10 protein-coding genes are annotated in these 12,102 nt (G+C 70.9%); 9 read left to right on the forward strand and 1 reads right to left on the reverse strand.

From position 1 onward, the window contains the following. The first annotated feature begins 95 nt into the window (after window positions 1-95). From recA to dapF, 5 genes are all read left to right on the forward strand, one after another. The gene (gene recA / locus ACTJI1_RS05165) at window positions 96-1,169 is read left to right on the forward strand and encodes a recombinase RecA (RefSeq protein WP_310129995.1); all 1,074 of its coding nucleotides are present in this window, start codon (window positions 96-98) and stop codon (window positions 1,167-1,169) included. 31 nt (window positions 1,170-1,200) lie between these two features. Next, on the forward strand, window positions 1,201-2,082 hold the full coding sequence (locus ACTJI1_RS05170; RefSeq protein WP_440741797.1) for a regulatory protein RecX: 882 nt from the start codon (window positions 1,201-1,203) through the stop codon (window positions 2,080-2,082). Window positions 2,083-2,203: 121 nt separating this feature from the next. Beyond that, a complete protein-coding gene (gene miaB / locus ACTJI1_RS05175; protein WP_440741798.1) occupies window positions 2,204-3,847 on the forward strand; it encodes a tRNA (N6-isopentenyl adenosine(37)-C2)-methylthiotransferase MiaB in 1,644 nt (547 codons plus the stop codon). Between the two features lie 23 nt (window positions 3,848-3,870). After that, entirely contained in the window at window positions 3,871-4,821 is a 951-nt protein-coding gene (gene miaA / locus ACTJI1_RS05180) for a tRNA (adenosine(37)-N6)-dimethylallyltransferase MiaA (protein WP_440741799.1), read from the forward strand. Window positions 4,822-4,831: 10 nt separating this feature from the next. Continuing rightward, window positions 4,832-5,710, forward strand: a complete 879-nt coding sequence (dapF, locus tag ACTJI1_RS05185; RefSeq protein WP_440741800.1) for a diaminopimelate epimerase — start codon at window positions 4,832-4,834, stop codon at window positions 5,708-5,710. Window positions 5,711-5,823: 113 nt separating this feature from the next. Here the strand turns inward: dapF and ACTJI1_RS05190 are convergent, their stop codons facing one another. Then, window positions 5,824-6,435, reverse strand: a complete 612-nt coding sequence (locus ACTJI1_RS05190) for a class I SAM-dependent methyltransferase (RefSeq protein WP_440741801.1) — start codon at window positions 6,433-6,435, stop codon at window positions 5,824-5,826. Between the two features lie 65 nt (window positions 6,436-6,500). Here ACTJI1_RS05190 and hflX point away from each other — a divergent pair, with 65 nt between their 5' ends. The 4 genes from hflX to ACTJI1_RS05210 all read left to right on the forward strand — a co-directional run bounded on the left by hflX (window position 6,501) and on the right by ACTJI1_RS05210 (window position 12,095). Further along, window positions 6,501-8,048, forward strand: a complete 1,548-nt coding sequence (gene hflX / locus ACTJI1_RS05195; RefSeq protein WP_440741802.1) for a GTPase HflX — start codon at window positions 6,501-6,503, stop codon at window positions 8,046-8,048. A 240-nt stretch (window positions 8,049-8,288) separates the two neighbouring features. After that, complete coding sequence (locus tag ACTJI1_RS05200) at window positions 8,289-9,269, forward strand: methylenetetrahydrofolate reductase (protein WP_440741803.1); 981 nt, start codon at window positions 8,289-8,291, stop codon at window positions 9,267-9,269. Continuing rightward, window positions 9,266-11,614 (forward strand): 5-methyltetrahydropteroyltriglutamate--homocysteine S-methyltransferase, encoded by a 2,349-nt coding sequence (gene metE / locus ACTJI1_RS05205; RefSeq protein WP_440741804.1) that lies wholly within the window; start codon window positions 9,266-9,268, stop codon window positions 11,612-11,614. Before ACTJI1_RS05200 ends, metE begins: the two co-directional genes overlap by 4 nt. Window positions 11,615-11,747: 133 nt before the next feature. Continuing rightward, window positions 11,748-12,095, forward strand: a complete 348-nt coding sequence (locus ACTJI1_RS05210; protein ID WP_440741805.1) for a metallopeptidase family protein — start codon at window positions 11,748-11,750, stop codon at window positions 12,093-12,095. Window positions 12,096-12,102 lie beyond the last annotated feature (7 nt).

A 12,102-nucleotide genomic window follows, 5' to 3' on the forward strand; every position in this document is an offset into this window, starting at 1 on the left:
AACCGGTTGTCCACAGATCGCGCGTCCCTCGCTTCAGTGTCGGACGTCACTCCTAGAGTCGAACCGTAGCGAAGCCCACGAAGGAGAACCGCAAAATGCCATCACCCGCAGACCGCGAGAAGGCCCTGGAGACAGCCCTCGCGCAGATCGACCGTCAGTTCGGCAAGGGCTCCGTCATGCGACTGGGCAGCGACGAGCGCGCCCCCGTCGAGGTCGTCCCCACCGGATCGATCGCCCTCGACGTCGCGCTCGGCATCGGCGGCCTCCCGCGCGGCCGCATCGTCGAGATCTACGGTCCGGAGTCGTCCGGTAAGACGACCCTGACCCTCCACGCGATCGCCAACGCCCAGCGGGCCGGTGGCATCGCCGCCTTCATCGACGCGGAGCACGCGCTCGACCCCGAGTACGCCCGCAAGCTCGGCGTCGACATCGACGCCCTGCTGGTCTCCCAGCCCGACACGGGTGAGCAGGCGCTCGAGATCGCCGACATGCTCGTCCGCTCCGGCTCCATCGACCTCATCGTCATCGACTCCGTCGCCGCCCTCGTGCCGCGCGCCGAGATCGAGGGCGAGATGGGCGACTCGCACGTCGGTCTGCAGGCCCGCCTCATGTCGCAGGCGCTCCGCAAGCTGACCGGTGCGCTCAGCCAGACGAACACCACGATGATCTTCATCAACCAGCTGCGTGAGAAGGTCGGCGTGTTCTTCGGCAGCCCCGAGACCACGGCCGGCGGTAAGGCGCTCAAGTTCTACGCCTCCGTGCGACTCGACATCCGTCGCATCGAGACGCTGAAAGACGGCACCGACGCGGTCGGAAACCGCACGCGCGTCAAGGTCGTCAAGAACAAGATGGCGCCGCCCTTCAAGCAGGCCGAGTTCGACATCCTGTACGGCGTCGGCATCTCCCGCGAGGGCAGCCTCCTCGACTTCGGTGTCGAGCACACGATCGTCAAGAAGTCGGGTGCCTGGTACACCTACGAGGGCGACCAGCTCGGTCAGGGCAAGGAGAACTCGCGCAACTTCCTGATCGCCAACCCGGACATCGCCGCCGAGATCGAGCAGAAGATCAAGATCAAGCTCGGTATCGTCGCCGACCCGAACGCGGTGGCCGAGGCCCCGTCGAACGTCGGATCGATCGAAGACAAGCTGCAGGCCCGTAAGGGCGCCTGACGGTGCCCGACACCACCCGGAGGAGCCTCGCGTGGTCGTGAGATTCCCATCGTCGCCCGACGGCGGAACAGGCGAAGACCTGGCGCACGGACCGTCCCGCGAGGGGGCGGCCGGCGCGGGTGACGCAGCTGAGGAGACGGAGCGTCTGGCTCCGGTCACCCCGCTGCGTCGCCCGAGCGCCGGCGCGGACTCCTCACGACGGCGTTCGGGTGGTGACCACCCGTCGCGGAGGAGTGCCCGTGCTCGCGGGGATTCGCCGGTCGTCGCCGAGCCGGTGGAGTTCCCGACGCCGGCGAACGGCGGCTCCCGTGGCTCCCGCGAGCCGAGCGGCACCGGAGCCGGAGGGTGGAACAACACGTGGGGCGCGGAGCCGCAGGCGGCCGCGCCCGTGGTCGAGGAGATCGACGAGGAGACGGAGCGTCAGACCCGCAAGACGACGGGTCTCGCCATCCGGCAGCTCGCTCGGCGCGGCATGTCGCGCTGGGAGCTCGAGCAGGTGCTCACCCGGCGCGAGATCGCGCCCGAGGTGTACGGTCCCGAGCTCGACCGTCTGGAGGCGATGGGCGTGATCGACGACGCATCCCTCGCCGTCTCGCTCGCCTTCACGCAGCACAGCCGGAAGGGGCTGGGCCGGACGGCGATCGAGCAGGAGCTGAAGCGCCGGCACATCGATCCCGAGCTCATCGAGGCGGCGCTGGCCGACATCGGCCAGGACGACGAACTCGAGCGGGCGACGGAACTCGCGATCAAGCGCATCGGGCAGCTCTCCTCGTATGACGACGAGACGGCGCGGCGGCGGCTGCACGGGTTTCTCGCGCGCAAGGGCTACGCCTCCGACGTGGTTCGACAGGCCATGGACGCCGCCTTCGCGGGGCGACGGTCGCGTGGGGGATCGGGCGTGCGCTTCCAGTAGCCGCCGCCGGCGGGGCGCATCCGGCCGGATGCGTCCGGTCAGGCACAGCCGGACGAGGACGGCGCGTGGGCACCGATCATGTCGTCGCGCGCGACCTCGAAAACGTAGACTGGTCGCCATCATGAGCATCCTGGAACAGCGCAGCGTCATCGAGCCCTCCGAGGCGGCGGTCCGGCCCGACGGCCGAGCGCGCACGTACGAGGTGCGCACGTTCGGCTGCCAGATGAACGTGCACGACTCCGAGCGGCTCAGCGGGTCCCTCGAAGCGGCCGGCTACGTCCCCGCGAACGGCGAAGAGGCCGACATCGTGGTCATCAACACGTGCGCCGTGCGCGAGAACGCCGACAACAAGCTCTACGGCAACCTCGGCCACCTCGCCAACGTGAAGCGGCGGCACGAGGGGATGCAGATCGCCGTCGGCGGGTGCCTCGCCCAGAAGGACAAGAACGTCATCCTCGAGAAGGCGCCCTGGGTCGACGTCGTCTTCGGCACCCACAACATGGGCTCGCTGCCCAGCCTCCTCGAGCGCGCCCGGCACAACGACGCCGCGGAGATCGAGATCCTCGAATCGCTCGAGACGTTCCCGTCGACGCTGCCGACCAAGCGCGACTCCTCCTACTCCGGATGGGTCTCGATCTCCGTCGGGTGCAACAACACGTGCACGTTCTGCATCGTCCCGTCGCTGCGCGGCAAGGAGAAGGACCGCCGCCCGGGCGACATCCTCGCCGAGATCCAGGCGCTCGTCGACGACGGCGCCATCGAGGTGACGCTGCTCGGGCAGAACGTCAACTCCTATGGCGTGGAGTTCGGCGACCGTCAGGCGTTCAGCAAGCTGCTCCGCGCCGCCGGTCAGATCGAGGGCCTGGAGCGCATCCGCTTCACCAGCCCGCACCCGGCAGCCTTCACCGACGACGTCATCGACGCCATGGCGGAGACCCCGAACGTCATGCCGCAGTTGCACATGCCGCTGCAGTCGGGCTCCGACCGCATCCTTCGCTCGATGCGACGCTCGTACCGCTCCGAGAAGTTCCTCGGCATCCTCGACCGTGTGCGCGCCAAGCTGCCGGACGCCGCCATCAGCACCGACATCATCGTCGGCTTCCCCGGCGAGACCGAGGAGGACTTCCAGGAGACGCTCCGCGTCGTCGAGGCCGCGCGCTTCGCTTCCGCCTTCACCTTCCAGTACTCGATCCGCCCCGGCACCCCGGCCGCGACGATGGCGGACCAGGTGCCGAAGGAGATCGTCCAGGACCGCTACGACCGGCTGATCGCCCTGCAGGAGCGCATCTCCCTCGAAGAGAACCAGGCGCTGATCGGCCGCGAGGTCGAACTGCTCGTCGCCAACGGCGAGGGACGCAAAGACGCCGACACCCACCGCCTCAGCGGCCGGGCGCGCGACAGCCGGCTCGTCCACTTCGAGGTGCCGGCCGGATCGGACGTGCCGCGTCCCGGCGATGTGGTCACCGTGGGCGTGACGCAGGCTGCGCCGCACTACCTGATCGCGGACTCGTCCGACGGAGCGCCGCTCCGCATCCGCCGCACGCGTGCGGGCGAGGCGTGGGACCGCGCCGAGGCCGAATCCTGCGCCGTCCCGTCGCACGGATCGGCCGGGGCAGCGACGGGCGGTCGCGTGTCTCTCGGGCTGCCCGAGCTGCGCGTCGGCCTCCCGGCGCCGCTCACCCTCACGCCGCGCACCCGCGAGCCGCTCACGTCGCCCGGCGTCGGAACGATGCCGATCTACGACCCGACGGACGGGCAGCGCTGAGCGCGGCACCGCCAGCCGATCCGGTGCAGTCCGTCCCGCTGGTCGCGATCGTCGGACCCACCGGCACCGGCAAGACCGACCTCTCGCTCGCCCTCGCCCGCGCGCTCCAGGAACACGGGCGCGCCGCCGAGGTGGTCAACGCGGACGCGATGCAGCTGTACCGCGGGATGGACATCGGCACGGCGAAGCTGCCGCAGACGGAGTGGGGCGGCATCCCGCACCACCTCTTCGACGTGCTCGACGTGACCGACGAGGCCACCGTGGCGCGCTACCAGCCCGAGGCCCGCGCGACGATCTCCGACATCCTCGATCGGGGCGTCGTGCCGCTGCTGGTGGGCGGATCTGGGCTCTATGTCTCCAGCGTGATCTTCGACCTGGAGTTTCCGGGCACCGACCCGGAGCTGCGGGCGCAGCTGGAGGCGGAGCTCGCCGAGCATGGACCCGGGATGCTGTTCCAGCGGCTGGCGGAACTCGACCCCGACGCGGCCCGGCGGATCGGGTCCCGGAACGGCCGCCGGATCGTGCGCGCCCTCGAAGTCGCGCAGCTCACCGGAACGTCGGTCAGCGGCGCTCTGCCCGAGGAGCCGCGCCCGTGGCACGAGCCGACCGTCGTGATCGGGCTCGCGGCGCCACGCGACGAACTCGTCACCCGCCTCGACGCCCGCGTCCAGGGGATGTGGGACGCCGGCCTGCTCGGAGAGGTCACCGACCTCATACCGCGGGGACTCGACCGCGGCGTGACCGCCCGGCGCGCCATCGGCTACGCCCAGGCCCTGGCGGAACTGCGGGGCGAGCTCGAGCGCGACGACGCCATCGCGCAGACCCAGCAGCTGACGCGCCGCTACGCGCGGAGACAGGTCAGCTGGTTCAAGCGCTACCCGGGCATCCACTGGCTCGACCACGACGACCCGCGGCTGGTCGAGACCGCGCTCGCGCTGGTGGATGCGGCGAGCCGCCCTGCCGCCGATCGCTAGGCTGGTGCGCATGGCGACCATCCACTTCACAAAGGGTCAGGGCACCGGCAACGACTTCGTGCTGTACTCCGACCCGGACGGGCGCCTGCCGCTCACACCCGCCCAGATCGCCGAGATCTGCGACCGGCACTTCGGTGTCGGTGCCGACGGGGTGATCCGCGCGGTGCGGTCCGAGCACGTCGCCGACGGTGCCGCCGCCCTGGCGGAGGACGCCGACGCCACCTGGTTCATGGACTACTACAACGCCGACGGCTCGCTCGCCGAGATGTGCGGCAACGGCATCCGCGTCTACGTCCGCTACCTGCTCGAGACCGGCCTCGCCGAGCTTCCCGAAGGTGGGACGCTCTCCATCGGCACGCGGTCCGGCGTGCGCGACGTGCAGCGCAGCACCAACGGCTTCCAGGTGGACCTCGGCCGCTGGGACCTCGCCGGCGGCGAGCCGCTCGTCCGGGCGAAGGAGCTTCCCGTCGCGCGCCCGGGGCTGGGCATCGACATGGGCAACCCGCACGTCGTTGTCGCCGTCGCGGACGACTCCGAGCTCGACGCCGCCGACCTGTCGTACATCCCGCACCTCGAGCCCGCGCCGGAGCACGGCGCGAACGTCGAGTTCGTCGTGCCGCACGACCCGCTCGTCGTGGACGGCGTCGGCCGCATCCGGATGCGCGTGCACGAGCGCGGCAGCGGCGAGACGCTCTCGTGCGGAACGGGTGCTGCGGCCGCGGCCCTGGCGGTCCGCTACTGGGCCGGCGAGGGCGCCCCGAACCAGTGGCGCGTGGATGTGCCCGGGGGCACCGTGGGCGTCCGCATGTTCCCGACCGAGGACGGCGAGCACGTCGGCCTCTCCGGCCCCGCCGAGCTCGTCTTCACCGGCACGCTCGACCTCGCCTGACCTAGCCCCCCGCCGTCGAGTACACGAAAAGTGCACGCGACGCGCCGTCGAAGCGTGCACTTTTCGTGTACTCGACGGAGGGACGGAACCTGAGGGAGCGAGGACGGCGCGGGTCAGGAGTACGCGCGGGCGCGCAGCACGCGGAAGCCCTTGGCGGTGGCGGCGCGGGTGATCGTCAGGTCCGGGAAGGTCGTCTGCATCCAGCGGTGCAGCGAGTCGCTGCCGAGGTTGCGCTGGACGACCAGCCACGCGTCCGAGCCGGGCTCGAGGCGCGGCAGCCAGCGCTCCAGGATGTTGTGCAGCTCGTTCTTGCCCACGCGGATCGGCGGATTCGACCAGATCGTGGTGAATCGGACGTCATCGGGAAGATTTTCCGGCGTCACCGGGTTTACATTGGTGAGGCCGAGCTTCTGCGCATTCCTGCGCACCACATCCAGCGCTCGGTTGTTGACGTCGACGGCCCAGACCGTCGCATGAGGGGATTCGAGAGCAAGTGTGAGAGCCAGCGGCCCCCAGCCACAGCCGAGGTCGAGAAGCTGACCTCCGGGCGGTGGTGAGGGCACATGGTCCAGCAGCACTCGCGTACCCGTGTCCACGCGCTCGGGGCTGAAGATCCCGTTGGCCGTCACCAGCTCGTACGTCTGTCCGGCCAGGCGTGCGGTGAGCGGCCGCAGGTTCAGCTCGCTCTCCGGCGCCGGGGAAAAGTAGTGATCTCCGCTGGCCATAAGCAGACCGTACAGGACACAGAAGTACAAGACGAACTAGGGTTGACCCGGATCAGGGGAACTGAATGACTGATAACACCGATATCCGCGAACACGACGCCGACGACGTGGTCGCACGCGTGCTCGCGACCGAGCAGAGCCGCGCATCCGTCACGCTTTTCGGCGGCGCGACGTCCTCGCGCGCCCAGGCGCTGCAGAGCGACGCCGACGAGGGCGGCTTCCACGACGGCGAGCAGTTCGACCGTGAGGAGCGCGCGGCGCTGCGCCGCGTCTCCGGTCTCTCGACCGAGCTGCAGGACGTCACCGAGGTCGAGTACCGGCAGCTGCGCCTCGAGAACGTCGTGCTGATCGGCGTGTACTCGCAGGGCTCCCTGCAGGACGCCGAGAACTCGATGCGCGAGCTCGCGGCACTGGCTGAGACGGCCGGGGCCGTGGTGCTCGACGGGATGCTGCAGCGCCGTCCGCACCCGGACGCGAGCACCTACCTCGGCCGCGGCAAGGCGGAGGAGCTTGCCGGAATCGTGGCCGCTCTCGGCGCCGACACCGTGGTGGCCGACACCGAGCTCGCCCCGAGCCAGCGCCGTGCGCTGGAGGACGTGGTGAAGGTGAAGGTGATCGACCGCACGGCCGTGATCCTCGACATCTTCAGCCAGCACGCCAAGAGCCGCGAGGGCAAGGCGCAGGTCGAGCTCGCGCAGCTCGAGTACCTGCTGCCGCGTCTGCGCGGCTGGGGTGAGTCGATGTCCCGCCAGGCCGGTGGCCAGGTGGGTGGCGCGGGAGCCGGAATGGGCTCGCGCGGTCCCGGTGAGACGAAGATCGAGCTGGACCGCCGCCGCATCCACTCGCGCATGGCCCGTCTGCGCAAGCAGATCGCCGGCTTCAAGCCGGCCCGCGAGGCGAAGCGCGCCAACCGCACCCGGCACTCCGTGCCGTCCGTCGCGATCGCCGGCTACACCAACGCCGGCAAGTCCAGCCTGCTGAACCGCGTGACGAAGGCCGGCGTGCTGGTCGAGAACGCGCTGTTCGCGACGCTGGATGCGACGGTGCGCCGCTCGGTGACCGCCGACGGCCGCCTGTACACGCTGGCCGACACCGTCGGCTTCGTGCGCAACCTGCCGCACCAGCTGGTGGAGGCGTTCCGCTCGACCCTGGAGGAGGTCGCCGACTCCGACGTCATCCTGCACGTGGTCGACGGCTCGCACCCGGACCCCGCGTCGCAGCTGGCGACGGTGCGCGACGTCATCGGCGAGGTGGGCGCGCGCGGCATCCCCGAGATCGTGGTCTTCAACAAGGCCGACCTGATCTCGGCGGACGACCGGCTGGTGCTGCGTGGCCTCGAGCCGGGCGCCATCTTCGCCTCCGCCCGCACGGGCGAGGGCATCGACGAGGTGCTCGCCGCCATCGCTCGGCTGCTGCCCGACCCGTCCCTCGAGGTGGAGCTGGTGGTCCCGTACGACCGCGGCGACCTGATCTCGGCCCTGCACGAGCGTGGCCGGGTCATCTCCACCGACTACGTGGAGGAGGGCACCCGCGTGACCGCGCGCATCATGCCGGAGTACCACGCGGCGTTCGAGCCGTTCGAGGTGACGAAGACGGACAGCGCGACGGCGTAGCCGCCGGACGGCGACGCGGCGGGAGACCGCAGCGGACCAGGCCGGACGGGATCGATGTGTCGAACCATGACACGGACGATTCCGTCCGGCCTTTCGCGTTGCTAGATTTCCAGACAACCGCAGCGGGCGACCGCTGACGTGGTGCGACAGCCGAGCCCGGCACCCGCCCGTGCGATCCCGCAGTGTGCTTCCACAGTGCGCGGGTCGTCCCGTGCCGCTGTCCGACCATTCGAGGAGCCCATGAGCTGTACCGAGGCCCGGTACTCCTTCGAGCTGTACCCTCCCCGCAACGAGCGCGCCGCCGCTGCGCTGCCGGCCACCATCGACCGCCTCGCGGCAGTGCGGCCCGACTTCATCTCGGTGACGTTCGGGGCCGGCGGCTCGTCGCGCACGGCGTCCCTGGAGGTGCTCCGCTACATCCTGGAGCACACCGACGTGAGCCCGATGGCGCACCTCACCTGCGTCGGCTCCTCCACGGAGGAGGTCAACCGGCTGATCCGCGAGTTCCTCGACGCGGGCGTGCGCCGGTTCCTGGCCGTGCGCGGCGACCCGCCCGTCGGGCTGCCCGAGGGCGAGGACCCGATCGGCGACATCCGCACGACCGCGGAGCTGGTGCAGCTCATCCACCGCGTCCAGGCCGAGCGCGTGCCGTACGGCGAGCTGCCGGTGCCCGGTCTGCACGCCCGGGCCGTGCTGGAGCACCGCGAGCACGTGCAGATCGCCGTCGCCGCGTTCCCGAACGGGCATCCGTCGTCACGATCCGTGTCGCAGGACATCGACGCCCTGCTCGCGAAGCAGGCGGCGGGCGCGAACCTCGGGATCACGCAGCTGTTCTTCCACGCCGAGGACTACTTCCACTTCACGCAGCGCGCCGCCGAGGCCGGTGTGAACTTCCCCATCCTGCCCGGGATCATGCCCGTCACGAGCCCCGCGCGGCTGAAGCGGATGCTCGAGCTCAGCGGCGAGGACCTCCCCAGCGACCTCGCGATCGAGCTGGAGGTCGAGCCCACCGACGAGGGCCGCCGTGAGATCGGCATCGCCTGGGCGGCCCGCCTGGCGCAGCGCCTGCTCGACGGCGGCGCCCCCGGCCTCCACCTGTACACGTTCAACCAGCACGAGGCGGTCCTGTCTGTGCTGGACCGGATCGGCGCGCTCGCTGACGCGGACCGCCCTGCACGCCCCACCCCCGAGAAATCGGCCACCGAAAAGGAACCAGCATGACCGACACCACCCGCGCCGCCTTCCCGGCGGGCACGATCATCGGCTACCCGCGCATCGGCCGCCGCCGCGAGCTGAAGAAGGCCGTCGAGGCGTTCTGGGCGGGCAGCATCACCGCCGACGAGCTGGAGCAGACCGCTGCCGGCCTCCGCTCCGCGACCCGCGAGCGTCTCGCGTCGCTCGGCCTCGGCCGTACCGACGCGTCCATCCCGGAGAGCTTCAGCTACTACGACCAGGTGCTGGATGCGGCGGTCACCGTCGGCGCGCTGCCCGGGCGGTTCGCCGGGCCGGCGGGCGCGGACGGTTCCGTCGACCTGGCCGGCTACTTCACGATCGCCCGCGGCGAGGGGGAGAACCCGCCGCTGGAGATGACGAAGTGGTTCGACTCGAACTACCACTACCTGGTGCCCGAGATCGGCCCGGAGACGGACTTCCGGCTGGCTTCCGACCGCATCGTCCGCGAGTTCGAGGAGGCGCGTGAGGCGGGCTTCGTGACCCGCCCGGTCGTCGTCGGCCCGGTCACCTTCCTGCTGCTCAGCAAGCCGAGCGACGACGCCCCGGAGGGCTTCCGTCCGCTCTCGCGCCTGGCCGACCTCCTGCCGGTCTACCGCGAGCTGCTCGCCCGTCTGGCGGCCGCAGGCGCGCCGTGGGTGCAGCTGGACGAGCCGGCCCTGGTGAGCGAGAGCATCGACGAGCCGCGGGATGCGGTGCTCGCCGCCGTGAGCACCGCCTACGCCGACCTCGGCTCGGCGGCGGAGCGGCCCGCGATCTTCGTCGCGGCGCCCTACGGCAGCCTGGACGACGCACTCGCGCCGCTCGCGGCCAGCCCGGTCGAGGCGATCTCCCTCGACCTGGTGCGGGGCAGCATCCCCACCGGCCTCGACGCGGCCACGGCCTCCGCCCTCGCGGGCAAGACCCTGGTCGGCGGCGTGATCGACGGCCACAACATCTGGCGCGGCGACCTCGACGCGGCCTTCGGCAAACTGACCGAGCTGCTGGCACTGAGCCCCGACGTCGCGGTCTCGACCTCCACCTCGCTGCTGCACGTCCCCCACGACGTGGATGACGAGCCGGACCTGGATGCGCGACTCAAGACCTGGCTCGCGTTCGCCGACCAGAAGGTCGCCCAGGTGGCGGTGCTCGCCCGCGGACTCGTCGACGGTCACGAGGCCATCCAGGACGAGCTCAGCGCTGCGACCGCCGCCCTCGCCGACCGTGCGTCGGCGCCCGGCGTGCGCGTGCCTGCCGTGCGGGAGCGCGAGGCCGCCCTCACCCGCGCCGACTTCCGTCGCGGCGACTACACCGCTCGCCAGGCGGCGCAGGACGAGGCGCTCGGCCTGCCGTTCCTCCCGACCACCACGATCGGCTCGTTCCCGCAGACCGCGGACATCCGCCGGTCGCGTGCCCAGCTGGCGAAGGGCCTCATCACCGAGGCCGAGTACCTGGGCCGGATGCGCGACGAGATCAAGCGGGTCGTCGACCTGCAGGAGGAGATCGGCATCGACGTCATCGTGCACGGCGAGCCCGAGCGCAACGACATGGTGCAGTACTTCGCCGAGAACCTGGACGGCTTCGCGGTGACGCAGAACGGCTGGGTGCAGTCGTACGGCTCGCGCTGCACGCGCCCATCGATCCTCTGGGGTGACGTGTCGCGTCCGGCGCCGATCACGGTCGACTGGTCGGCGTACACGCAGAGCCTCACCGAGAAGCCGGTCAAGGGCATGCTGACCGGGCCGGTCACCATCCTCGCCTGGTCGTTCGTGCGCGACGACCAGCCGCTCGGCGAGACCGCGCGTCAGGTCGCGCTCGCGCTCCGCGACGAGATCGCCGACCTCGAGGCCGCGGGCATCCGCGTCGTGCAGGTCGACGAGCCCGCCCTGCGCGAGCTGCTGCCGCTGAAGAAGTCGGCGCAGGACGAGTACCTGGAGTGGTCGGTCGGCTCGTTCCGGCTGGCGACCTCCGGCGTCGCCGACCGCACGCAGATCCACACGCACCTCTGCTACTCGGAGTTCGGCGTGGTGATCGACGCGATCCGCAACCTGGATGCCGACGTCACCAGCATCGAGGCCGCGCGGAGCCGCATGGAGGTCGTGCACGACATCCAGCGGTCCGGGTTCGAGCACGGCATCGGGCCGGGCGTGTACGACATCCACTCGCCGCGCGTTCCGTCGGTCTCCGAGGTCACCGAGCTGCTGGAGACGGCGCTGAGCGCGATCCCCGGGCGTCAGCTCTGGGTGAACCCGGACTGCGGGCTGAAGACCCGCGGCTACGACGAGACGGTCGCGTCGCTGCGGAACATCATCGAGGCCACGCGCGGAGTGCGGGAGCGGGCGGCGGTCACCGCCTGACGTTCCCGTCATCAGCAGAACGGCCCTCGGCCCCGGTACGCGCACAGCGAACCGGGGCCGGCGCCGTTTCCGGCATCGCCGGTTTCGGCCTCCCTGCGTGTGAGGATGGGCGCATGGTGCGGCGGTGTCGGCGATGAGGATCGCGGACGACGAGTTCGAGCGGATGGTCGGCGAGATCTTCGACGAGCTGCCGGACGACATGGTGGGGCCGTTGGAGAACGTCGCCATCCTGATCGAGGACCAGCCGCCGGGCGCGCGCCCGCGGCTGTTCGGGCTGTACAGCGGGCGGCCGCTGACGCGGCGGTCCGTCTACGGATTCGGGGAGCTGCCGGACCGGATCACGCTGTTCCGCAACAACCTGGAGGCGTCGAGCTCGAGCGTCGAGGAGTTGCGGGCGCGCGTCCGCGTCACCCTCGTGCACGAGATCGGGCACTACTTCGGCCTGTCGGACGACCGCCTCCGCGAGCTCGGCTGGGCCTGACTCCCCG

It is taken from the genome of Leifsonia sp. 22587, assembly GCF_052044215.1.
GTDB lineage: Bacteria > Actinomycetota > Actinomycetes > Actinomycetales > Microbacteriaceae > Leifsonia > Leifsonia shinshuensis_C.